The organism is Streptomyces sp. CA-250714, from assembly GCF_050936705.1.
Classification (GTDB): Bacteria; Actinomycetota; Actinomycetes; order Streptomycetales; family Streptomycetaceae; genus Streptomyces.
Genome location: NZ_JBNJMI010000001.1, coordinates 2,848,797 through 2,871,499 on the forward strand (window position 1 = coordinate 2,848,797; position 22,703 = coordinate 2,871,499).

At 71.7% G+C, this 22,703-nt stretch carries 24 protein-coding genes; 9 read left to right on the plus strand and 15 right to left on the minus strand.

Annotated features, from left to right (window positions below; all coding sequences use genetic code 11):
• Positions 1-9 precede the first annotated feature (9 nt).
• From ACQEU8_RS12535 to ACQEU8_RS12550, 4 genes are all read right to left on the minus strand, one after another.
• Positions 10-618 (minus strand): MarC family protein, encoded by a 609-nt coding sequence (locus tag ACQEU8_RS12535; protein WP_433099885.1) that lies wholly within the window; start codon positions 616-618, stop codon positions 10-12.
• Positions 619-829: 211 nt separating this feature from the next.
• The gene (locus tag ACQEU8_RS12540; RefSeq protein WP_433102347.1) at positions 830-1,675 is read right to left on the minus strand and encodes a PHP domain-containing protein; all 846 of its coding nucleotides are present in this window, start codon (positions 1,673-1,675) and stop codon (positions 830-832) included.
• Between the two features lie 135 nt (positions 1,676-1,810).
• The gene (locus tag ACQEU8_RS12545) at positions 1,811-2,449 is read right to left on the minus strand and encodes a DUF6758 family protein (protein WP_433099887.1); all 639 of its coding nucleotides are present in this window, start codon (positions 2,447-2,449) and stop codon (positions 1,811-1,813) included.
• A gap of 260 nt (positions 2,450-2,709) precedes the next feature.
• Entirely contained in the window at positions 2,710-3,303 is a 594-nt protein-coding gene (locus tag ACQEU8_RS12550) for a suppressor of fused domain protein (RefSeq protein WP_433099889.1), read from the minus strand.
• A 540-nt stretch (positions 3,304-3,843) separates the two neighbouring features.
• On the opposite strand from ACQEU8_RS12550, the gene corA reads away from it, so the two are divergent.
• A complete protein-coding gene (gene corA, locus ACQEU8_RS12555) occupies positions 3,844-4,974 on the plus strand; it encodes a magnesium/cobalt transporter CorA (protein ID WP_433099891.1) in 1,131 nt (376 codons plus the stop codon).
• A gap of 9 nt (positions 4,975-4,983) precedes the next feature.
• On the plus strand, positions 4,984-5,535 hold the full coding sequence (locus ACQEU8_RS12560; protein ID WP_433099893.1) for a hypothetical protein: 552 nt from the start codon (positions 4,984-4,986) through the stop codon (positions 5,533-5,535).
• A 42-nt stretch (positions 5,536-5,577) separates the two neighbouring features.
• Here the strand turns inward: ACQEU8_RS12560 and ACQEU8_RS12565 are convergent, their stop codons facing one another.
• On the minus strand, positions 5,578-6,348 hold the full coding sequence (locus ACQEU8_RS12565) for a hypothetical protein (RefSeq protein ID WP_433099895.1): 771 nt from the start codon (positions 6,346-6,348) through the stop codon (positions 5,578-5,580).
• Positions 6,349-6,565: 217 nt separating this feature from the next.
• Here ACQEU8_RS12565 and ACQEU8_RS12570 point away from each other — a divergent pair, with 217 nt between their 5' ends.
• Genes ACQEU8_RS12570 through ACQEU8_RS12580 form a run of 3 tightly spaced genes read left to right on the plus strand, consistent with a single transcriptional unit; the run spans position 6,566 to position 9,608 of the window.
• Positions 6,566-7,894: a magnesium transporter MgtE N-terminal domain-containing protein gene (locus ACQEU8_RS12570; RefSeq protein WP_433099897.1), complete on the plus strand. Its 1,329-nt coding sequence runs from the start codon at positions 6,566-6,568 to the stop codon at positions 7,892-7,894.
• Positions 7,887-8,402 (plus strand): DUF1003 domain-containing protein, encoded by a 516-nt coding sequence (locus ACQEU8_RS12575; protein ID WP_433099899.1) that lies wholly within the window; start codon positions 7,887-7,889, stop codon positions 8,400-8,402. The genes ACQEU8_RS12570 and ACQEU8_RS12575 overlap by 8 nt, the downstream gene beginning before the upstream one ends.
• 45 nt (positions 8,403-8,447) lie before the next feature.
• Positions 8,448-9,608, plus strand: a complete 1,161-nt coding sequence (locus tag ACQEU8_RS12580) for an Mrp/NBP35 family ATP-binding protein (RefSeq protein WP_433099901.1) — start codon at positions 8,448-8,450, stop codon at positions 9,606-9,608.
• An 81-nt stretch (positions 9,609-9,689) separates the two neighbouring features.
• Here the strand turns inward: ACQEU8_RS12580 and ACQEU8_RS12585 are convergent, their stop codons facing one another.
• From ACQEU8_RS12585 to sigE, 5 genes are all read right to left on the minus strand, one after another.
• Positions 9,690-10,346, minus strand: a complete 657-nt coding sequence (locus ACQEU8_RS12585) for a hypothetical protein (RefSeq protein WP_433099903.1) — start codon at positions 10,344-10,346, stop codon at positions 9,690-9,692.
• Positions 10,347-10,569: 223 nt separating this feature from the next.
• Complete coding sequence (locus ACQEU8_RS12590; RefSeq protein WP_433099905.1) at positions 10,570-11,088, minus strand: sec-independent translocase; 519 nt, start codon at positions 11,086-11,088, stop codon at positions 10,570-10,572.
• Positions 11,089-11,184: 96 nt separating this feature from the next.
• Positions 11,185-13,086 (minus strand): trypsin-like peptidase domain-containing protein, encoded by a 1,902-nt coding sequence (locus ACQEU8_RS12595; protein ID WP_433099907.1) that lies wholly within the window; start codon positions 13,084-13,086, stop codon positions 11,185-11,187.
• A gap of 147 nt (positions 13,087-13,233) precedes the next feature.
• The gene (locus ACQEU8_RS12600; RefSeq protein ID WP_433099909.1) at positions 13,234-14,340 is read right to left on the minus strand and encodes a zf-HC2 domain-containing protein; all 1,107 of its coding nucleotides are present in this window, start codon (positions 14,338-14,340) and stop codon (positions 13,234-13,236) included.
• Positions 14,337-15,110: an RNA polymerase sigma factor SigE gene (sigE, locus tag ACQEU8_RS12605; RefSeq protein ID WP_433099911.1), complete on the minus strand. Its 774-nt coding sequence runs from the start codon at positions 15,108-15,110 to the stop codon at positions 14,337-14,339. The genes ACQEU8_RS12600 and sigE overlap by 4 nt, the downstream gene beginning before the upstream one ends.
• Positions 15,111-15,237: 127 nt before the next feature.
• Between sigE and ACQEU8_RS12610 the strand changes: the two genes are divergently transcribed.
• The gene (locus tag ACQEU8_RS12610) at positions 15,238-15,933 is read left to right on the plus strand and encodes an O-methyltransferase (protein WP_433099913.1); all 696 of its coding nucleotides are present in this window, start codon (positions 15,238-15,240) and stop codon (positions 15,931-15,933) included.
• A 132-nt stretch (positions 15,934-16,065) separates the two neighbouring features.
• Here the strand turns inward: ACQEU8_RS12610 and ACQEU8_RS12615 are convergent, their stop codons facing one another.
• Complete coding sequence (locus ACQEU8_RS12615) at positions 16,066-16,233, minus strand: DUF3117 domain-containing protein (RefSeq protein WP_016469583.1); 168 nt, start codon at positions 16,231-16,233, stop codon at positions 16,066-16,068.
• A gap of 309 nt (positions 16,234-16,542) precedes the next feature.
• Between ACQEU8_RS12615 and ACQEU8_RS12620 the strand changes: the two genes are divergently transcribed.
• Positions 16,543-17,331, plus strand: coding sequence for an enoyl-CoA hydratase-related protein (locus ACQEU8_RS12620; protein WP_433099916.1), 789 nt, complete (start codon positions 16,543-16,545; stop codon positions 17,329-17,331).
• Positions 17,332-17,356: 25 nt separating this feature from the next.
• On the opposite strand, the gene ACQEU8_RS12625 is transcribed toward ACQEU8_RS12620, so the two are convergent.
• Positions 17,357-17,971, minus strand: coding sequence for a DNA-3-methyladenine glycosylase I (locus ACQEU8_RS12625; RefSeq protein WP_433099918.1), 615 nt, complete (start codon positions 17,969-17,971; stop codon positions 17,357-17,359).
• The gene (locus tag ACQEU8_RS12630; protein WP_433099920.1) at positions 17,968-18,468 is read right to left on the minus strand and encodes a DivIVA domain-containing protein; all 501 of its coding nucleotides are present in this window, start codon (positions 18,466-18,468) and stop codon (positions 17,968-17,970) included. Before ACQEU8_RS12630 ends, ACQEU8_RS12625 begins: the two co-directional genes overlap by 4 nt.
• Positions 18,469-18,615: 147 nt before the next feature.
• On the opposite strand from ACQEU8_RS12630, the gene folP reads away from it, so the two are divergent.
• Positions 18,616-19,509: a dihydropteroate synthase gene (gene folP / locus ACQEU8_RS12635; protein ID WP_433099922.1), complete on the plus strand. Its 894-nt coding sequence runs from the start codon at positions 18,616-18,618 to the stop codon at positions 19,507-19,509.
• Here the strand turns inward: folP and ACQEU8_RS12640 are convergent.
• Together ACQEU8_RS12640 and dapE are read right to left on the minus strand one after the other, a co-directional pair.
• A complete protein-coding gene (locus ACQEU8_RS12640) occupies positions 19,506-20,252 on the minus strand; it encodes a TIGR00730 family Rossman fold protein (RefSeq protein ID WP_433099924.1) in 747 nt (248 codons plus the stop codon). The genes folP and ACQEU8_RS12640 overlap by 4 nt on opposite strands.
• Positions 20,253-20,408: 156 nt before the next feature.
• Positions 20,409-21,488, minus strand: a complete 1,080-nt coding sequence (gene dapE / locus ACQEU8_RS12645) for a succinyl-diaminopimelate desuccinylase (protein ID WP_433099926.1) — start codon at positions 21,486-21,488, stop codon at positions 20,409-20,411.
• Positions 21,489-21,607: 119 nt separating this feature from the next.
• On the opposite strand from dapE, the gene ACQEU8_RS12650 reads away from it, so the two are divergent.
• Entirely contained in the window at positions 21,608-22,642 is a 1,035-nt protein-coding gene (locus ACQEU8_RS12650; protein WP_433099928.1) for a heavy metal transporter, read from the plus strand.
• Positions 22,643-22,703 lie beyond the last annotated feature (61 nt).

Below are 22,703 nucleotides of genomic sequence, written 5' to 3' on the forward strand. Positions count from 1 at the left end.
GGCTGCCGCTCAGCCTTTCCCCTGGATGAACTGGGTGATGCCGCCGGCGATCTGCTGGACGGCGATGGCGGAGAGCAGCATCCCCGACAGCCGGGTGACGAGCACGACGCCGCCGTCCTTGATGACGCGGATGATCAGCAGCGAGTAGCGCATCACCAGCCACAGCACCAGGTGCATGGCCACGATGGCCGCCCAGACGGAGAGTTGTCCGCCCCAGCCGTCGGCGCGCTGAACGGCCAGAATGACGGAGACGATCGCACCTGGCCCCGCCAGCAGCGGCATGCCCAGCGGGACGAGCGCCACATTGACTTCCTTCGTCTGGGTGGGCTCATCGGACTTGCCAGTCAGCAGGTCGAGCGCGACGAGCAGCAGCAGTAGTCCGCCCGCGACCATCAGCGCCGGGATGGAGACGTGCACATAGTCGAGGATCTGCTTGCCACAGATCCCGAACAAGGTGATCACTCCGAATGCGACGGCCGTCGCCTGCCCCGCCATCCGGCGCTGGACCTTCACCGGTCGCCCGGAGGTGAGGCCGAGAAAGATGGGGGTGATACCGGGCGGGTCCATGATCACGAAAAGAGTGAGGAAGACGGACCCGAAGAGCGCGAAGTCGAACACGGTGGTGCCTGTGCCTTGCTGAAAGAGGGCTGGAAGGGAGAGGGGGAGGGAGGGCGGGGAGCTCAGGCGCGCGGCGGCGCGGACCCGGGGCGCGGGGCGCCGGCACGTGGCTTGCAGCGCTTACGCGCACGAGGGGGTTGCCATGGCCCGCGGAAAACGCCCCCGGCCCGCGAAGAGCGGCCCGACAGGCCAGAGAGGTGCCTGGTGCCGCTCAGCCCGTGATGGGCGTGGCACCTGAGCCGCGTGCGGCGATCTCGGCGTACACGTCGGGCGCGGTGGTGAAGTCGCCGAGCGCGATGGGTTTACGGGTGCCGTGGTAGTCGCTGGAGCCGGTGGCCAGCAGCCCGAGGTCGTCGGCGAGCGCGTGCAGCCGCTTCCGGGTCTCGGGTTCGTGGTCGGCGTGGTCGGCCTCGATGCCGTCGAGTCCGGCCTCCGCCAGCTCGGCTATCGCGCTCTCGGGAACGCACTGGCCGCGCTTGGCGGCCAGTGGATGCGCGAAGACGGCGACGCCGCCGGCAGCCTTGATCAGCCGCAGCGCGTCGAACGGGTCCAGTTCGTGCTTGCTGACGTAGGCCCGCCCGTCGTTGGCGATCCACTCCTCGGTGAAGGCGTCGGAGACGGTCTCGATGACGCCTTCCTCCACCATGGCCGCCGCGATGTGCGGGCGGCCCACCGATCCGTCGCCCGCGATGCGCTGGACCTGCTCCCAGCTGACGGGCACGCCGAGGTCGCGCAGCTTGCCGACCATCGCCCGGGCGCGCGGTACGCGGTCGTCCCGTACGAGTTCGCGCTCGCGGGCCAGTTCGGGCTCCGCCGGGTCGAAGAGGTAGCCGAGCATGTGCAGGCTGATGCCGTCCAGGCGGCAGGAGAGCTCGGCGCCGGTCACCAGGGTGAGCCCGGCGGGCAGCGCGGCGGCGGCCTCGGCGTGTCCCGCCACGGTGTCGTGGTCGGTCAGCGCCACCACGTCCAGTCCCGCGGCCGCGGCGTTGCGCACCAGCTCGGCGGGGGTGTCGGTGCCGTCCGAGGCGGTGGAGTGGGTGTGCAGGTCGATGCGCACTTCGACGGGCTCCGAAAGGTGGACGGCGGGCATGACGGGCTCATGGCGAGCGCTCCCCACAATAGCCGCACCGTCCGGCGTTCCTTCGGGCCAGGAGGCGCGGGCGGCGAGGCCGCACAGGAGATCAGGGGCCGCTCAGGAGATCAGGCGCGGGGAGAGTGCCCCGCAGGGCACCAGTTCCACCTCGGCCCCCGCGTCCCGCAGGTCGGTCAGCACCAGTTCGTCGTACAACAGCAGCCCGGATTCCTGCGGCCAGACGATCGCCCAGAGCCACAGCCCGCAGGCCTCACCCGCGAAGACGGCGCGGTCGTCGGGCGTACCGCTGACGTGCCAGAGGGGGGTGGGATGGCCCGCGGCATGGACCTTGGTCTGCGGTGGCTTGCCCGCGCAGATGGCGGGTCCCGGGTCCGGGCCGTCGATACCGGCGTAGCGCGCGCCGAGGCCGATGCCCAGCTCCTCGGCGATCAGCAGCAGTTCACCCGGGCCGCCGAGCGGTGCGGGCCCTGAGCAGGCGACGGCGGTGGCCCGGCCGCCGCTCCGGTCGTCCCCCGCGCAGGCGACGCCGGTGAACAGCCATCCCACGGGCAGCGGCCAGGGCATCCATACGGGCACCTGCGTGCGGCCCACCACGACGGCGAGGGCCTCGACGCTGGGCGGAAGGACAGGCTGGAGCGGGTGCACGGCGCCGTGCACGCCGCACTGCCAGGTGTCGGCGAAGAGACCGGGCGCCCTGACCCGGCCACCGCACTTCGGGCAACTGGGTTCGCCCCTCATGAGCCCTAACGGTCCTACCGGGCTGCTCTCCCGTCAAGGACGATCACCCACCTGGACCTGGGGCCCTGGCGGCACTGTGTGTAAGGGGCCCGAAGAAAGAGGCGATGACCTGCTGATCATAGGGATGCGGTCTGCATTGGTTAGCGTGCCTAACTTATCGCGTGTTCACACCAGCTATTTCGCCGGCGAGGCACCGTAAGGAGGGGCAGGCATGAGTGTCGATCCGTTCGACGAGGGCGGGGGCAGTCTCCTTCGAGGGGTCAGTCCCCCAGCGGCACGGCCCCGCGCAGCGGATCGCGGAGGTCCGTCTCGTGGCGGAGCCACCGTTCGCGGAGCGCGTCGGCGCCATGGACGCGCTTCCAGGCGGCCTCCGTCGGCGTCATGGGCAGCAGCGGCAGGAAGCGGACCGGGTCACGGGGAGGGTCGAGGGCCAAGTCCTCGACCAGGCCGCCGGGTTCGGCGACCAGTACGGAGGTGAAGGGCGCCCCGGGCCACAGCGGTTCGCCGGTGTCCAGGGAGGCGCCCGGGGCGACGACGACGCCCTCGACCTGCGGCGAGGCCGCCAGTACGGCCAGCGGCCGCAGCACCTTGTCCGTGTCGGCGATTCCGGCCCGTACGGTCAGCAGCAGTTCGGCGCGCGGCCCCACCTCCGGGTCGGCCAGCGCCTGGGCCGGGTCGGTCATCGGTGCGGCCGACATGCCGAGGGTGGCATAACGCACAGTGCCCGCCTCGGCGTCCAGAAATCGCAGCACCTCGATGCGCTCGGTACCCAGAAAGGTGACCGAGGCGCGGGCTTCGGGCTCACCGAAGGCCCAGCGCAGCCGGGAGTCGACCAGAGTCAGTGCGTCGTTCATCCGGCGAGCATAGAGCGCCGTACAAGCAGGTATCAGGGCGGTTTCGGCGCGGCGCCGGTATGTAAGGAGGCGGCAAAGGGGCGTCAGGATCGGGCGCGACGGGCACGGGGACCTCTTGTGCAGTGCTACCGTTGGCTGCCGGTCAAGGCGTGTACACATCGTCCCCCACAGGGGCCCGGCCGGAGGAGGTGGGACTGACATGGATCCGAGTCGACCGTGCAGTACCAGCCGCTCTTCCTGCCCGGCGACGACCGCCTCACTCAGACGCTGATCTTCATCCAGGTCTGATCTCCCAGCGGCCAGGGGCGCACTCTCCCCCCAGGACCGAGAACCGGTTCGCATCGGGGTGCGCACGGCGGAAGAGCGTCCGCGTTTCGCAGTTTCGCATTGTTCCGTCTGTCAGTAATCGCCGTCGTCACAGCTTGCGTGTGGTGCCCGCTTTGCGGACCTCCGGGTGGTGGCCCGTAGGCCCCCGTTCCGGGCAGCACGACGCTCCGGCCTGTGTCACGGCGACATGGCACGGCACCGTGGAGGGGCCTCATGTCGATGATCCGAGAGCTGCGCGCCGCAGTGCGCCCGGCCCTGCGCAAGGACAACCGTTCGGGATACGGCGTCGGATACGAGCGCGTCAGCGCGGCCGGCACCAGCAGCGCCGTGGTGGACTGCGGCGTCTACCTGGACGGCCGCCGGGAGACCGAACAGCTCACCCCGGCCCAGGCGCTGCGCAAGGTGCGCTCGCCGGAGGGCCAGCACCGCAACGGGTTCGTATGGATCGGCCTGCACGAGCCGACGGAGGAGGAGTTCTCCGACATCGCGCAGGTGTACGGCCTGCACCCGCTGGCCGTCGAGGACGCGGTGCACGCGCACCAGCGCCCCAAGCTGGAGCGGTACGACGAGAGCCTGTTCACCGTCTTCAAGACGATCCACTACGTCGAGCACGCCGAACTGACCGCCACCAGCGAGGTGGTGGAGACCGGTGAGGTGATGTGCTTCACCGGCCGGGACTACATCATCACCGTCCGGCACGGCGGTCAGGGCTCGCTGCGGGCGCTGCGGCACCGGCTCGAGGACGACCCCGAGCTGCTGAGCAAGGGCCCTTCCGCTGTGCTGCACGCCATCGCCGACCAGACCGTCGACGGCTACATGGCGGTGGCCGACGCCGTGCAGGACGACATCGACGAGGTGGAGATCGATGTCTTCTCCGACCGCTCCGGCAGCGGCAAGCGCGGCGGTGACGCGGGCCGGATCTACCAGCTCAAGCGCGAGGTGCTGGAGTTCAAGCGCGCCGTCTCGCCGCTGATGCGGCCGCTGCAGACGCTGAGCGAGCGCCCCGTACGGCTGATCGACCCGGACATCCAGAAGTACTTCCGCGACGTGGCCGACCATCTGACCCGGGTCAACGAGCAGGTGCTGGGCTTCGACGACCTGCTCAACTCGATCCTCCAGGCCAACCTCGCGCAGGCGACGGTCGCGCAGAACGAGGACATGCGGAAGATCACCGCCTGGGCCGCCATCTTCGCGGTCCCGACGATGATCGCCGGGATCTACGGCATGAACTTCGACTACATGCCGGAGCTGCGCTGGAAGTACGGCTACCCGATGGTGCTGCTGCTGATCGTCGCCATCTGTTACGGCATCCACCGGGGCTTCAAGCGCAACGGCTGGCTGTAGCCTGCGGCTATGAGCGTGACGCCGCAGCCGACCGACAGCCATCTGGACCGGGCGCTGATCGAGGAGACGGCCAAGAAGTCCGGACTCGTCTGGGTGCGCGGTCCCGAGGGGCCGGCGCGCGGCCTGTGGCATGTGTGGCACGAGGGAGCGGTGTGCCTGGTCGGTGACGGCTCGCTCGAGCAGCCGCTCGACGGCCTGGGGCTGACGGACGGCGGCAGCGCCACCGTCAGCGTGCGCGGCAAGGACAAGGGGGCCCGGCTGGTCGTATGGCCTGCGCGGGTTCGTGAACTCCCGCCGTACGGTGAGGAGTGGGAGGCGGCGGTCGGCGAACTGAAGGGCAAGCGGCTCAACGCGCCGGACGCCGACACCATGACCGAGCGCTGGGCCAGGGAGAGCCGGGTGCTGCGGCTGGAGCCGGTGGGCGAATCGCTGGAGCGGCCCGGTGCGATGCCGCACGGTTCACAGGCCGCGCCGCCGCCGCCGACCCCCGCCACCACCCGTCGGCCCCAGCCCGCCGGGCTGCCGCGGCTGCTTTTCCGGCGCCGCCGAACCCGCGGTTAGAGCCTGCCCGACGGAGTTGGCCCCTCCCGGCCGGTGGGCCGGTCAGCCGCCGTGCTGTTCGGGGGAGATCTTCTTGCCGTAGTCGACGGTCTCCTCCTTCTTCGGCGCGTGCAGCGAGAAGTTGCCGTTCCAGTCGCTCAGCTGCACCGTCCCCGCGCCCCCGGCGCGACGCAGCCGCAGCGGGTAGGGGGTCCCCTCCAGCGAGACGTCCACCGTGCCGCCGCGGCCCTTGCCGGCCGTGACCCGGATCGTGCTGGTGCCGCCCACCGTTGAGCGCTCCCCCGTCTCGCGCTTGCCCTCCATGGCCAGCAGCCCGTCCAGGAGGGTTCTCATGTCGGTGAAGACGCTCAACTGCTTGTACGCCGGGTCATGTTCGGGAACCTTGACGTACTTGCCCTTGAGCTTGCCCGCCGCGGCGATGTCGCTCTTGCCGGGCTTCTTGCCGCCTTCCTGCCGGGCCCAGAAGCCGGTGCCCGCCTTGAGGTAGAGGTCCCGGCCCGTGCGCAGCAGCTGGAAGGTGGAGCCGCCCTCGGAGGAGACCTCGCCGATGCCGCCGTTGCTCTTGAGCCGCATCTTGAGCCGGTAGGTCTGGCCCTTGCTGACGACGTTGCCGGAAACGCGTACGGACTCGGCCCGCTCGGCGGCCGTCTTCGCCTTCCGTTCGATCTTCGTCGCCGACAGCTTGCCGACCCCGTTGGTGCCCGCGTCGGGGTCCTCGCCCCCTCCTCCGCAACCGCTCAGTGCCGTGCTCGCTCCTACGCAGACGAGGGCGAGCAGCGCTGCACTCCGGGGTGCGCGGGCGCGTCCAGTCACGAGGCGTTCCTCCTGTGCTCGGCGGCGGCAGAGGGCACCCTACCCGCCCCGAGACGGCTCCCCGGAAGGCAGCCGTCCGGAGCACTCGGCTGCGACGGCTGTGGCGCCGGTCACGCTAGCCTGAAACCGGCATATACGTGCAAGAGTGGCGTAAGGCCGCAGAAGTAATGCGACGTGGTAGCGATCGGTCGGTGAGGCCGAGGAGGGCAGGCGGCTCATGGCAGCGAGCGCTCCCCGGGTCTTCGTCTCCCACCTGGCCGGCGTCCCCGTCTTCGACCCCAACGGCGACCAGCTCGGCAGGGTCCGCGATGTGGTCGCACTGGTGGGCGGCCGGCGGCGGCTGCCCAGTGTCCTCGGGCTGGTGGTGGAGGTCGTCAGCCGACGCCGGGTCTTCCTGCCCATGACCCGGGTGACGGGCGTGGAATCCGGCCAGGTCATCACCACCGGGGTGCTCAACATCCGGCGCTTCGAACGGCGCCCCAACGAACGGCTGGTCCTCGGCGAGCTGCTGGACCGCCAGGTGACCCTCCAGGAGACCGGCGAAGAGGTGACCGTGCTCGACGTCGGTCTCCAGCGGCTGCCCGCCCGCCGCGACTGGGAGATCGACCGGCTGTTCGTACGCAAGGGGCGCAAGGGCGGCGGGCTGCGCGGCAGGCGCGGCGAGACGCTCACCGTGGAGTGGGACGCGGTGACCGGCTTCAACCTGGAGGAGCCCGAGCAGGGCACCGCCAATCTGCTGGCCACCTTCGAGCAGCTGCGCCCCGCTGACCTGGCCAACGTCCTGCACCACCTCTCCGAGAAGCGCCGGGCCGAGGTGGCAGCGGCTCTCCACGACGACCGGCTCGCCGACGTACTGGAAGAGCTGCCGGACGACGACCAGGTGGAGATCATCGGCAAGCTCGCCGACGAGCGCGCCGCACTCGTCCTGGAGGCCATGGACCCCGACGACGCGGCCGACCTGCTCGGCGAGCTGCCGGAGGCCGACAAGGAGCGCCTGCTGGATCTGATGCAGCCCCAGGAGGCGGCGCCGGTGCGGCGGCTGCTCAGTTACGAGGAGGGCACGGCGGGCAGCCTGATGACGACCGAGCCGATCGTGCTGCGGCCGGACGCGAGCGTCGCGGAGGCGCTGGCCCGGGTGCGCAACGAGGACCTGTCCGCGCCGCTGGCCTCCCAGGTCTACGTATGCCGGCCGCCGGACGAGACACCGACCGGTCAGTATCTCGGTGTCGTCCACTTCCAACGGCTGCTGCGGGAACCGCCGTTCGCGCTCGTGGGTGCCCTTGTGGACGCCGATCTCCGGCCGCTGCCGCCCACCGCCTCGGTGCCCACGCTGACGAGCTATATGGCGGCCTACAACATCGTCTCGGCCCCCGTGGTGGACGAGGACGGCCATCTGCTGGGCGCCGTCACGGTGGACGACGTGCTGGACGACCTGCTTCCGGAGGACTGGCGGGAAGCGGCGGCCGTGGACGGGCTGCCCGGCTTCGCCCCCGGCAAGCAGCAGGAGAACCAGGAACCCCAGGCACGAGGGAGCGGCAATGGCTGAGCGGGAGGGACCGCGGCTGGACGTACCGCGTACGCCCCGGCGTACGCTGCTGCCGACCTACGACCCGGACACCTTCGGGCGGGCCTCGGAGCGGATCGCGCGCTTCCTGGGCACGGGACGCTTCCTGCTGTGGATGACGATCGTGATCATCGTCTGGATGGGCTGGAACATCGTCGCCCCTGAGGGGCTGAAGTTCGATGAGTACCCGTTCATCTTCCTGACCCTGGCCCTCTCCCTCCAGGCGTCCTACGCCGCCCCGCTCATCCTGCTCGCACAGAACCGCCAGGACGACCGGGACCGGGTCAATCTGGAACAGGACCGCAAGCGCAACGAGCGCAGCATTGCCGACACCGAGTTCCTCTCCCGGGAGATCGCCGCGCTGCGGATGGGGCTGGGCGAGGTCGCCACCCGGGACTGGATCCGCTCCGAGCTGGCCGAACTGGTCAAGGAACTGGAGCAGAACGACCGTGAGGCGGCGGGGGCCCGGGAGAGTGACCAAGACCGCTGACCGGCCGCTTAGCTAAGCCGGCGCTTACGCCCTTACCATTCAGTCATGGCTACCGAGACCCAGGAAACCACCCCCACCGAAGACGCGGTGCGTGCGGCACTCGCGACGGTGAACGACCCGGAGATCCACCGGCCGATCACCGACCTGGGGATGGTCAAATCCATCGCCATCGCGCCCGGCGGCGCGGTGGACGTCGGGGTCTATCTGACGGTCTCCGGCTGCCCGCTGCGCGAGACCATCACCGCGAACGTGACCGAGGCCGTGCAGCGCGTGCCCGGCGTCACCTCGGTCGCCGTCGAGCTGGATGTGATGAGCGACGAGCAGCGCCGCGAGCTGGCCGCTTCGCTGCGCGGCGGCAAGGCCGAGCGTGAGATCCCCTTCGCCCAGCCCGGTTCGCTGACCCGCGTCTACTGCGTGGCCTCGGGCAAGGGCGGCGTCGGCAAGTCCTCGGTGACCGTCAACCTCGCCGCGGCGCTGGCAGCTGGGGGAGGGCTGAAGGTCGGCGTGGTGGACGCCGACATCTACGGCCACTCCGTCCCCCGGATGCTGGGCACGGACGGCCGGCCCACCCAGGTCGAGGACATGATCATGCCGCCGTCCGCACACGGGGTGAAGGTCATCTCGATCGGCATGTTCACCCCGGGCAACGCCCCGGTGGTCTGGCGCGGGCCCATGCTGCACCGTGCGCTCCAGCAGTTCCTCGCCGACGTCTACTGGGGCGATCTGGACGTGCTGCTGCTGGACCTGCCGCCCGGCACAGGTGACATCGCCATCTCGGTCGCCCAGCTGGTCCCGAACGCGGAGATCCTGGTGGTGACGACCCCGCAGCAGGCCGCGGCCGAGGTCGCGGAGCGTGCGGGCTCCATCGCGGTGCAGACCCACCAGAAGATCGTCGGCGTGATCGAGAACATGTCCGGCATGCCCTGCCCGCACTGCGACGAGATGGTCGACGTCTTCGGCACCGGCGGCGGCAAGCAGGTCGCCGAGGGCCTGACCCGTACGACCGGCACCGATGTCCCCGTGCTGGGCGGCATCCCGATCGACATCCGGCTGCGCGAGGGCGGCGACGAGGGCAAGCCGGTGGTCCTCAGCGACCCGGACTCCCCCGCGGGCAAGGCGCTGCGCACGGTCGCCGACAAGCTCAGCTCCCGCCAGCGCGGCCTGTCGGGCATGTCGCTGGGCCTCACCCCGAGCAACAAATTCTGACACCTCCACCACACAGCGCACGGCCCCCGTACGGAGACTCCGTACGGGGGCCGTGCGCTTGTCCGTGGCAGCGGGCGGTGCTCAGCCCTGCTCGTACTCGGTGATGTCCTTCACCACGGCGAAGCCGAGGCCGTACGCGCTCATCCCGCGCCCGTAGGCACCCAGGTGGACGCCCTCCTGCGCCGAGCCGGCGAGCACCCAGCCGTACTCGGACTCGCGGTAGTGGAAGTCGGTGGGGACACCGTCCACCGGCAGCGAGAGGGTGCTCCAGCCGGAGCCCTCCAGATCGTCGGCGAGCTCCCAGGCAACGCTGGTCTGCTGGTCGAGCCAGTCCTGGCGCAGGCTGCGGTCCATCTCCATCGGGAAGCTGCACGAGAGCAGCCCCGAGCCCGCCAGCCAGGCGGCGGTGGAGACCGAGGTGGCCTCCAGCGTTCCGGTGCCGTCGGCGCTGCGCCGCACCGGGCGGCTGGCCAGTGTGACGACCACGGCGAAGCTCTGGTCCTCAGGGGTGGTCTCGGCGCGGAGGGAGGGCTCCTCGCCATGGCCGGTGGAGCCGTGCTCGACCGTGCCGTCTGCGGCCGTACCGACCTGCATCAGCCAGCGCGGCCCGGTGAAGGCCGCGTCCAGGCCGTACCACGGAAAGGCAGCCATCAGATAGTCGTCCACCGCCCGCCGCGCGTTGGGTACTCCCTGTGCGGCGGGCCCGGATTCACCGGCTAGCCGACTCGTCGTCTCCATCTGTGCGACGCCTCCTCATTGCCCTGTTGCCTGGGCAGCCGAGCTCCTCGGACGGCGACCCCCGACACTGGGAGGATAGCCACACCGGTCCGCCGTGTCGGTCATGCCCGGTGGATCAGGACGCGGTGCGGGTGGCGAGATGGACGGCAAAAGCCGTAGATGTCCTACTGGTGCGAACGCCGAGGTGACACGATCGTTGCCTGATGGGACATCAGGTGCGATGTCAGGTCGCGTCCGCGTCGAACGGCGGCGGGTCACTCTTGCGCAGCACGTCCCCTTGCACCGGTCGGCCGTTCACCCCGTCGGAGGTGCTCTTTGTGAGGTCAGCGGCCTGCTGCCCCGCGCCCTGCACGCTCTTCTTGACCGTGTCGACCTTGCCGGAGCCGCCGTTGCGCGCCGCGCCGTTGCCGGCGCTGTCGGTGCCGTTGACCGCGTCGGTGACTTCGGCCAGATCCTTGCGCAGGTCGAAGCTGTTGCTGATCTCCTTGATGCCCAGGTCGTCGTTGTCCAGCAGATGCTTACGCGCGAACGTCTTCGGGTTCAGGTCCTCGAACTCGAAGTCCTTGAACTCCGGGCCCAGCTCGCTCCTGATGTCCTCCTTGGCGCTGTCGGAGAACTGACGCACCTTGCGGATGAAAGCGGCGACGTCCTGGATCACCTTGGGGAGCTTCTCGGGGCCAAACACCAACACCGCGAGCACGATGAGTGCGACCAGCTCCAGTGGTCCTATATCGAAGAACACCGCGCAGCTCCCTCACTCCGTCCACGGCTCTTGCAGCCAGATGTCACGGTACCCGCCCACGGCCCGCAAACGGGAGCCCGCCCTCTCACCCTCCGGTCAACCCGTGGCGGAGCCGAGGGTCACCCGCACCGTCCGCTGCGCGCCATCGGGACCGCCACGCCGGACGGTCAGCTCCAGCTTTTCGCCGGGGCGGTGGCTGCGGATGCGGACGATCAGCTCTTCACCGCTGGTCACCAGCTTGTCCCCGACCTTGGTGACCACGTCCCCCGCCTTGAGCCCCGCCTTGTCCGCCGGTCCGCCACGTACGACCGCATCGCCCTGGCCGCCGCCCGCGCCGCCGATCCGGGCGCCGGCGCCCTCGTACTCGGTGTCGAGGGTGACGCCGATGACCGGATGGGTGGCCCGGCCCTCGTTGATCAGCTCCTCGGCGACCCGGCGGGCCTGGTTGACCGGGATGGCGAAGCCCAGGCCTACGCTGCCGCTCCCGCCGCCCTCGCCTTCGGGCAGCCCGGAGTCGCTGCCCGCGCCCTTGATCGCGCTGTTCACCCCGATGACCCGGCCCCGGCTGTCCACCAGCGGACCGCCGGAATTGCCGGGGTTTATCGGGGCGTCCGTCTGGAGCGCGTCCACGTAACTCGACTCGCTGCCCGGCTCCTCGCCGCCCGCCGTGATAGGCCGCTGGGTGGCGCTGACGATGCCGGTGGTGACCGTGCCGTCCAGATCGAAGGGCGCGCCGAACGCGATCACGGGGTCACCGACGCGCACCGCGTCGGAGTTCCCCAGCGGCAGCGGGGTGAGTCCGGAGACGCCGGAGACCTTGACGACGGCCAGGTCGTAGCCGCTGTCGGTGCCGACGATCTCGCCGGTCGCGGTCTGGCCGCCGTTGAAGGTGACCCGCACCCCGTCGGTGCCCTTGGCCGACTCCACGACGTGGTTGTTGGTGAGGATGTGGCCGCGGCGGTCCAGCACGAAGCCGGTGCCCGTCGCCTCAGCGCCGCCACCGCGCGCGTGCAGCGTGACGACGCCGGGCAGGGTCTGCCGGGCGATCCCCGCGATGCTGCCCTTGGGCCGCTCGCCGCCCTCACCCGCCGGGCCCGCGGCGGTCTGCGGCAGCTTCACATCGCTCACATTGCCGTTCCGCTCCACGTACGCCCCGATGACCCCGCCCGCGCCGCCCGCCGCCAACGCCAGCACGAGCGCGCCGATCGCGATACGGGACCTACGGCGCGGGCGCCCCGGGGCGGAACCGAGGGACAGCGGAGACTGCGGCTCGACGGCCGCCGGCGGCATGAGGGGCTGCGGGTCCCCGGATACGACGGACGTACGGCCGGCCGCCCACTCCTGCGCAGGTCCCGGTTCGCTTCCGGGGCCGTCGGTGGGCACCCCGTAGGGCGGGGTCGTGACACCGGGCGGCACGACGACTCCCCGCGGCGGCGTGACTGTCGGGCCCTCGTAGGACGGAGCCGCAGCACCCGGCGGCACAGCGACACCCTGCGGCGGCGTGACCGCCTGGCCCTCGTAGGACGGAGCCGCAGGACCCGGCGGCACGACGACTCCCCGCGGCGGTGTGACCGACGGGCGCTGGACGGGCGGGGCCGGGGCCCAGGGGCCGGGTCCTCCGTACGGGGGTGTGGAGTACGGGTCCACTCCGTGCAGCGGCTCGGGACGGGCCGCAGGCACTGGTACGGGCACGGGCGCCGCGGTCTCCTCGGTCACGGGCGCGCTGGACGTCCCATGGGCTCCCTGGGTTCCCTGAGAGAGCGCTGCGGAGTCGCCGTGTGCGGCCTGCGCGGAGGCCCCCGGAGCGCGGGAGGCGCCGGAGTCACCCGGCTCGGAGTCGTCAGAGGTGACGGCGCCCCGCGCGGAGGGGGGCTCGGTGTCCGTACCGGCGACGGGCGCCGGTGGGGGCTCGGTGTCGGGCTCGGGGCGCTTGCCCGGAGCCCAGCGTGGGCGGCTCCACCACTTCGGCTCCTGCCTGGTGGCTTTCGGCTCGTCCATGCCCTCTCCAGCTGGTCACCCGCACTGTTCAGCTCCCCGGCCACCTCCGGCCCCGGAAGGCGGTTGCCCAGCTGGGCAAGGGGGTTGTCGAGAGGATTCAACCAGGAACGCGGCGCACCGCACAGCGGGCGTCAACGCGGCACCGCGTCAGCGCCCCGCCGAGCCCGTCCCGGCAGCCGAGGCGGAGAGCGGGCCCGTGCCGGCCGGAGCCCGGCCGGGGTAGGACCGCAGCACGGTGGGGTCGGGCCGGGCGCTGCCGCTGGCGAGCCGCACGTCCGCGGACGGCAGTTGAGGGCCGCCGGGCAGCAGGGACGCCGAACCACGCAGCGAGCTCAGGGTCCCCGCGCTGCGCTGCCCGTACCAGCCGGAGCTGTTGGTGGCGGGTGAGACCCGCGGCTGCTTGAGCAGCGACAGCGGCGAGGGTGCCGAACTCTGCATAAGGCTCACCGGCGCGGTCAGCCGCGTGCCGGGGGCAGCGGCGCCGTGCGAGGCGACGGGGGCGAAGGTGGGGCCGGAGTCCGACGCACGGGTGCTCTGCACCGCGCCGCGCGGATCGCCGCCGCGCCGTCTGGCGTCCCGGGAGGCGCCGGAGCCGGAGGACGCGCTGCGCACCGGGTTGGCGGAGGGGTTGTCGGCGCTCGCCCCTCCGGAGCTGCTCGCCGCACCGGTCGCCAGGGTGCCGCCGAGGGCCAGGGCAGCGAGCGAGAACGCGCCTGCCGCGGCGAAGGCGAAGCGGCGGCCACGGGAGGCGGAGCGCTCCCGCTCGACACGGTCGGCGGCCCGTTCGGCGGCGCGCTCGACGCGGCCCGGCGCCGGGATCTCATGTATCCGGAAGCCGCGTTGCGGGATGAGCGGGCTGCGCCCGCCACCCCGGCCGGTCGGCAGGTGGTCGAACACCCAGGGCGAGCGGTCGGAGCCGGGCAGCGCGGTCGCGGTGAACGCGCTGCCCGCTGCTGCTTCCCCGTCCGACGAGCCCCCTGGTGCGCCGGGACCGCGGTCGATGTCGTCCATGTGCCCCGCGCGTAGACCACCGTCCGCGGGCAGGCCTTGCAGCCGGGCGAGGAGCCCGGCGGAGGGCGGCGGCGGTGCCGCGTCGGCGAAGACGTTCTTGAGCCGACGCTGCGCGTCGGCCTCGGCCTTGCAGCCCTGACAGGTCGCCAGATGGGCGAGGACCCGCTCGCGGGCGTCGTGTCCCAGCTCGCCGTCGACGAGGGCGGCGAGCCGGTCTCCGAGGTGGTGTTCGGCGGAGGTCACCCGGCGCTCACCTCTCCCGTCCGGGCCGTCGGCACCACCGCGCTCAGGGTGCGCTGCTGCTCGGCCCTGGCGGCGGGCGAGCGGTGCTGGAGCGCCTTGCGCAGGTGGGAGCGGCCACGGTGGATACGGCTACGGACGGTGCCCAGCTTCACCCCGAGGGTCGCGGCGATCTCCTCGTACGACAGCCCCTCGATGTCGCAGAGCACCACGGCGGCGCGGAACTCGGGGGCGAGGGTGTCCAGGGCCTGCTGGACGTCCGCGTCGAAGTGGGTGTCGTTGAAGTGCTGCTGCGGGGTGGGCTCTCGGCTGGGGAGCCGCTCGGCGGCGTCGTCGGCCAGCGCGTCGAAGCGGATGCGCTGCTTGCGCCGGACCATGTCCAGGAAGAGGTTGGTGGTGATGCGGTGCAGCCAGCCCTCGAAGGTGCCTGGCGTGTAGGTCGACAGCGACCGGAAGACGCGGACGAAGACCTCCTGGGTGAGGTCCTCCGCGTCGTGCTGGTTACCGGTCAGGCGGTAGGCGAGCCGGTAGACCCGGGCACTGTGGGTGCTGACGATCTCCTCCCAGGAGGGAGGGGTCCACGCCTGCGCGTCCGCATCGGTCGCGAAAGTCGCCGTGGTCGCGGAGTCGGCGGTGCGGGACTGGTCAGCGGTGTCGGTCACGGATTTCGGCTGTCCCGTCGACCTGCGGAATCTTGAGAAGACGCCGCGGTCTCGGCTCGCAGCCGCACCTCCCCTGTCGGCTCTGGTGGTGTCCACTGGAGCCCCTACCATAGCCACATCTCCCGTTAGCTCCGGATAAGAAAATTTGCCCGGCTTTGCCGGCCGCCGTGCCGCGGTCCCTGCTCCTTCAACGCCCAGTCCCATCAGCAGGTTCCCGGGCCAACGGATACAGTCACGAGTGCGTGGAGGACGGGGACAGGAGAGGGCCATTACCGGCAACCGGCAGACCAGCTGGGGGTTCGCCGACGCGTACGGCGCCGAGCTGGTCGAGAACGCCGAGAGCGAAGCACTGCGCTGGGCCCGCGACCGGGCCCAGGAAGCTGGGCTGCGCTCGGTCTCCCCTGCCACCGGAGCGACGTTGCGGCTGCTGGCGGCAGCCGCCGGAGCCAAGGCGGTCGCGGAGATCGGCACCGGCACCGGCGTCTCCGGGCTGCATCTGCTGCACGGGATGCGGCCCGACGGAGTGCTCACGACTGTCGACATCGAACCGGAGCGGCAGCAGTTCGCCCGCGAGGCGTTCCGGGCCGCGGGATTCGTGGGCAACGGGGGCAACAGGGTGCGGTTCATTCCGGGCCGGGCCCTGGATGTGCTGCCCCGGCTCGCGGACGGCGGATACGACCTGGTCTTCTGCGACGGTGACCGTACGGAGTGTCTGGACTATCTCGCCGAATCGTTGCGTCTGCTGCGCGACGGCGGACTGATCTGCTTCGCGGGGGTCTTCGCCGAGGGGCGTACGGGAGAGGCCGCGGCGCAGTCGCCCGAAGTGCTGCGGCTGCGCGAGCTGTTGCGCACAGTGCGGGAGAGCACGGTGCTGGTGCCCTCTCTGCTGCCGGTGGGCGACGGCCTGCTGTGCGCGGTCAAACGCGGTGAGTGACCGGGCTGTTGCGGTACGGCGGTACGTACCCGCGCGGTTGCTCCCGGTGACGACCGTTCCCGGGTCGGAAAACGACGCCGCCCCGGGGTGTACGCGCTGCGCGTACACCCCGGGGCGGCGTCTGCGGACTGCTCAGCCGCAGACCTTCTTCAGCTCCTCGCCAAGCGCCGTCGCCTCATCCGGTGTCAGCTCGACGACGAGTCGCCCACCGCCTTCGAGCGGAACGCGCATGACGATGCCCCGCCCCTCTTTGGTCACCTCGAGCGGGCCGTCGCCCGTCCGCGGCTTCATGGCCGCCATGCTCGTTCCCCTTCCTGAAACCAGCCGATCGCGCCGGGGGTCCCGTAAGCGGGCACAGTTTCACCGGCATCGAACACATTGCTTCTCGGCCATTATCCCGCATGGCAGGACCCGATGACCAACATCGGTCCACATCTCTTCTTCCTCGACCGCTCACAAAACCACCCAATGTGGCGATCAGCCTGCGGTACTGCCCTGCTTCCGCTCCACCACCGCTGCCCGGCGGTTTGACGCAGGTCACATTCGCCGGGGCCGGGCAGAGCGGTGCGTGCCCTGTCGGGGCTCGATGATCTAGGTCATGCTGAGCGCATGTCCGACACCGTGCGCTACGAAGTGAACGAGGGACTCGCGACGGTCACCCTCAACCGGCCCGACGCGATGAACGCCCTCGACAACGAGCTCAAGGTCGCCCTGCGCGACACCCTCCAGCGGGCCGCCGCCGACGACGGGGTCCGCGCCGTACTGCTCACCGGGAGCGGCCGCGCCTTCTGTGTGGGCCAGGATCTCAAGGAGCACACCGGCGCCCTGGAGCAGAGCGGCGGCAGCGCCCTGAACACGGTCGAGGAGCACTACAACCCGATCACGCTGGCGCTCGCCGGTATGCCCAAGCCGGTGGTGGCGGGTGTGAACGGAGTGGCGGCCGGGGCGGGCGCGGGCTTTGCGTTCGCCTGCGACTACCGGGTGATGGCGGACACCGCGGCGTTCAACACCTCCTTCGCCGGGGTGGCGCTGACCGCGGACTCCGGCGTCTCCTGGACGCTGCCGCGGCTGGTGGGCCCCGGCCGGGCCGCGGATCTGCTGCTCTTCCCGCGCAGCGTCAAGGCCGACGAGGCGCTGGAGCTCGGGCTGGCGAGCCGGGTGGTGCCGGCCGCCGAGCTCGCCGCCGAGGCCGAGGCCGTCGCCCGCAAGCTCGCGCAGGGGCCGACCGCCGCCTACGCCGCGCTCAAGGAGTCCCTGGCCTACGGCGCTTCGCACTCCCTCGCCGAAACCCTCGGCAAAGAGTCCGAACTCCAGGTGCGGCTGGGCGACTCGGCCGACCACCGGATCGCCGTCGAGGCGTTCGTGAAGAAGGAGCAGCCACGCTTCACCGGCCACTGAGCACCTACGACGGGCGTGGGCCGGGCTAACGGCGCCAGCAGTCCGCCAGGTGGTCGTTGACCAGGCCGCAGGCCTGCATCAGGGCGTAGGCGGTGGTGGGGCCGACGAAGCGGAAGCCGCGCTTCTTGAGCTCCTTGGCCAGGGCGGTGGACTCGGGCGTGCTGCCGGGCACCTCCGCCGTCGTACGGGGAGCGCGGCGGGCGCCCGGATCGGGTGCGTACGACCACACCAGGCGGTCCAGCTCGCCCGGCTCCCACTCCGCGGCCACCCGCGCGTTGTTGAGCGCCGCGCTGATCTTGGCGCGGTTGCGGACGATGCCGCTGTCGGCGAGCAGCCGCAGTTCGTCGTCCTCGGTGAACCGTGCGACGGCGGGGATGTGGAAGTCCGCGAAGGCGACCCGGAAGGCCTCGCGCTTGCGCAGGATCGTCAGCCAGGACAGGCCGGACTGGAAGGCCTCCAGGCACAGCCGCTCGAAGAGCGCGTCGTCGCCGTGCACCGGCCGGCCCCACTCGGTGTCGTGGTAGGCCGTGTAGTCCTCCGGCATCGTGCCCCAGGGGCAGCGCAGCCGGCCGTCGGGCCCTGGCAGCGCGCTGCCTTCGGGCGCCGCGGGCTCGGCGCTCGTCACGGGTTCGGTGGTCATCGCGCGTTCCCCTCCGGGCCGCCCCCGGACCCCTCCCCCGGCCTCCGGCCGGGTGGTGCCGGGGACGTGCCCCCGGTGTGCGGGCCCCGGTCCCGCGGTTCGTCTTCCGGCAGGCCCGCCTCCCTCCGCTCAGGGCCCGCCGGGCGGCCGGCGCCGGCTGCCCGGCTCATCGCGACGGCCTGGGCGCCGGCCAGCGCGGACTCCAGTTCGGCGATCCGCGCGTCGCGCTCCGCGAGCTCGGCGCCGAGCCGGTCGAGGACGTCGTCGACCTGCTCCATCCTGTACCCGCGTACGCCGACGGCCAGCCGCAGCCCCGCCACGTCCGCGTGGGTGACGGGGCGCTCGGGCGGCAGCGGCTCGTCCAGCAGGTCGGGCGGCGCGTCGGTGAGCCCGCCCGTGGCACCGCGGCTCCCGCCGGGCCGGTCGGCGCTCCCGACGACGGCGAGCGTCACCGCGGCGACGACCACGACAAGCGAGATCAGCAGGAACACGAACACGGAACGACTCCCGAATGGTTGCCGGATGTGGGCCGACCCTGATCGTGCCACGGCCCACCGACAGCTAGGGTCGGCGGCGGGGATCGGTGCACGGGCCACGCGGGTGCGGGCAGCAGGCGGGCACCGTCGAGAGGAAGAGGAAGGCTGATGCTGCGCCTGGGCACGCGCGAGTTCGGTGAGCACGAGCCGGTGATCATGGCGATCGTGAACCGGACGCCGGATTCCTTCTACGACCGGGGTGCCACCTTCCGTGACGAACCGGCACTCGACCGGGTCGAGCAGGCGGTGTCCGAGGGCGCCGCCGTCATCGACATAGGCGGGGTGAAGGCCGGCCCGGGCGACGAGGTCACGGCCGAGGAGGAGGCGCGGCGCACGGTCGGCTTCGTCGCGGAGGTGCGGCGGCGCTGGCCGGACGTGGTGATCAGCGTCGACACCTGGCGGCACGAGGTGGGCGAGGCGGTGTGCGAGGCGGGCGCCGACCTGATCAACGACGCCTGGGGCGGGGTCGACCCCCGGCTGGCCGAGGTCGCCGCGCGGTACGGCGCGGGGCTGGTGTGCACCCACGCGGGCGGCGCCGAGCCACGCACCCGTCCGCACCGGGTGGCGTACGAGCCTGCTGGGCGTACGGCGGATACGGGCCCCAGCGGGGTCGTCGACGACATCCTGCGGGTGACGCTCGGGCTGGCCGAGCGCGCGGTGGAGCTCGGGGTGCGCCGTGACGGCATCCTCATCGACCCCGGGCACGACTTCGGCAAGTCCACCCGGCACTCGCTGGAGGCGACGCGGGAGCTGGGCCGGCTGACCCGGACGGGCTGGCCGGTGCTGGTCTCGCTGTCCAACAAGGACTTCGTGGGCGAGACCCTGGACCGCCCCGTCAAGGAGCGGCTGACCGGCACCCTGGCCACCACCGCGATCTCCGCCTGGCTGGGGGCGCGCGTCTACCGCGTGCACGAGGTCGCCGAGACCAGACAGGTGCTCGACATGGTGGCCTCCATCGCGGGCCACCGGGCGCCTGCGGTGGCCCGCCGCGGACTCGCCTAGCCGCCGACCTCCTTGGTCACCAGCGCGATGGCTTCCTCGATGTCGTCGGTGACGTGGAAGAGTTCCAGGTCGCGCTCGGATGCCTTGCCGCCGCCGACGACCGAGGTGCGCACCCAGTCGATGAGGCCCTTCCAGTACTCAGTGCCGTACAGCACGATCGGGAAGCGGGTGACCTTCTGGGTCTGCACCAGGGTCAGCGCCTCGAACAGCTCGTCCAGCGTGCCCAGGCCGCCCGGCAGGACGACGAATCCGCTGGCGTACTTCACGAACATCGTCTTGCGGACGAAGAAGTAGCGGAAGTTGACGCCGATGTCGACGTACCTGTTCATGCCCTGCTCGAAGGGGAGCTCGATACCGAGCCCCACCGAGGTGCCGCCCGCCTCCAGCGCGCCCTTGTTGGCCGCCTCCATCGCCCCGGGACCACCGCCGGTGATGACGGCGAAGCCCGCCTCGGCCAGCGCGCGCCCGATCCGTACACCGCTGTCGTACTCCGGGGACTCCACCGGGGTGCGGGCCGAGCCGAAGACACTGACTGCGGGGCCCAGTTCGGCCAGGGCACCGAAGCCCTCGACGAACTCGGACTGGATGCGCATCACCCGCCAGGGGTCCTGGTGGATGAAGTCGGAGGGGCCCGCGGTGTCCAGCAGCCGCTGGTCCGTGGTCCCCGGCTGCACCTGGTCGCGGCGGCGCACGACAGGGCCCAGCCGTTGTTCCTTCGGCTCCTTACCGGGTCCGTCGGTCATCAAGACACTCCTTCCGCCTGCGATCTTTCCGCCTCAGGGTATGCGCAGGGCGAAGAGGCCCGTCGGGAATTCGCACGGCCGGCAGCTGTCGATCGCCTTACCGGCAGGTGGACCGGGCTCCCGCAGCGGGTGGAGCAGGCTGGTCCGGGGGCCGGGTCAGGCCGTCAGCCAGCGCCGCAGCCGCTCCTCGCACCGGATGATCAGCGCCGTCTCCACCCGCTCGTCCCTCTTGTGGGCGAGGTTGGGGTCCCCGGGGCCGTAGTTGACGGCAGGCACCCCCAGCGCGCTGAACCGGGAGACATCGGTCCAGCCGTACTTGGGCTTCGGCTCACCGCCCACCGCCTCCAGGAAGGCGCGGGCCGCCGGGTGCGAGAGGCCCGGCAGCGCACCCGGCGAGCTGTCGTCCACCTCGAACTCCTCGACGCCGCAGCCGGCGAACACCTCGCGCACATGGTCCACAGCCTCCTGCTCGGCGCGGTCGGGCGCGTAGCGGTAGTTGACGGTGACGGTGCACAGGTCCGGGATGACGTTGCCCGCGACCCCGCCTTCGATACGGACGGCGTTGAGACCTTCCCGGTACTCCAGCCCGTCGATCACCGGTCGCCGCGGCTGATAGCCGGCCAGCCGCTCCAGCAGCGGCCCGGCCGCGTGGATGGCGTTCGCACCCATCCAGCTGCGTGCCGAGTGCGAACGGGTGCCGCGGACGCGCAGATGCACCCGCAGCGTGCCCTGGCAGCCGCCCTCGACCTGCCCCTCGGAAGGTTCCAGCAGTACGGCGAAATCACCCGCCAGCCAGTCGGGGTGGGCCTCGGCGACGTGGCCGAGGCCGTTGAGGTGCGCGGCGACCTCCTCGTTGTCGTAGAAGACGAACGTCAGGTCGCGGTTGGGCTCGGGCACCGTCGCCGCGATGCGCAGCTGCACCGCAACGCCCGACTTCATGTCGCTGGTGCCGCAGCCCCACAGCAGGCCGTCCTCGTCGAGCCGGGAGGGCACGTTGTCGGCGATCGGCACGGTGTCGATGTGGCCCGCGAGGATGACGCGTTCGGCCCGCCCGAGACGGGTGCGGGCCACCACGTTGTTGCCGTACCGGTCGACGGTCAGATGAGGCAGCTCGGACAGTGCCTCCTCGACGGCGTCCGCGAGCGCCTTCTCGTTCCCGCTCTCCGAAGGGAAGTCCACCAGCCGCGCGGTGAGCCGGGCGGCGTCCTGTCGCAGGTCGAGTGCGCTGTGAGGCATGGCCCCAGCCTACGGCGACCGCACGGCGGCTTCGGTGTCGCCCCGTGCCCGGAACGCTGTCATACCCAGCGGCTACCTTGGAGCGCGTGCCCCACTCCGTACCGGACCGTTCCTCACGCATGCCCGAGCGCATGCCCGCACCCGGGGGCCGCGGCAGGCTGTTCAGGACCGCCGTGGCCTGCGCGGTGCTACTCGCTGTCACCGCCTATGTCGCGCTGCGCGGACTGGCGGGCCACAACGACGCGATGTGCACCGTACGCGCCACGGGCGGCAGGGACGCCGACTCCGACACCTCCGGCGCCTCACATGACCCGGACACCACGCAGACCTACGAACTCACGCCCGTCCAGGCCGCCAACGCCGCGACCATCGCCGCCGTCGGGGCGCAGCGCGGGGTGCCCGAGCGGGCGGTGACCATAGCCCTGGCCACGGCCATGCAGGAGTCGCAGCTGCGCAACATCAGCCATGGGGATCGCGACTCGGTGGGGCTCTTCCAGCAGCGCCCCTCGCAGGGCTGGGGCACCGTCGACGAGATCCAGGACCCCGTCTACTCGGCGGGCCGGTTCTACGAACGCCTGGTGAAGGTCCCCGGCTACTCCAGGCTGCCGCTGACCGTCGCCGCCCAGCGGGTGCAACGCAGCGGCTTCCCGCAGGCGTACGCCAAACACGAGACGAACGCGACGCTGCTGACCGGTGCGCTCACCGGACGCCAGCCGGCCGCTCTCAGCTGTACGACAGGCGCCCGGGACCTCGGCGAGCCGGGCGATCCGAAGCAGGTACGCAAGCGCCTGGTACGGGAGTTCGGCCGGGAGGTACTGGCCGACGGCAGCGGCGCGCTGACCGCGGGGCAGGCGCGCGGGAGGGTGGCGCACACCACCGCGCACACGACCGCCCGCACCGCCGACCGCACCGAGGCGGAGCCCGCCGTCTCGCTGCCCGCGCACGGGGGGCGCCAGGGGTGGGAGCTGGCCCACTGGGCGGTCGCGAACGCCGCGGGGCTGCATATCGAGCGGATCTCCTACGGCGGCCTGGAGTGGAGCGCCGAGCGCTCTAGAGAGGGCTGGCGCAAGGCCGGTACGGACGACGCGAAGAGCGGCGGCACCGGCCGCGCCGGGGGCGGCGCCGTGGAGCTGCGGCTGGCCACCGGTCACTAGTCCAGCCCGTCCCCCGCAGGGGCGAAGCCGGTCCACAGGATGGACGTTTCTTCCCTCGCGC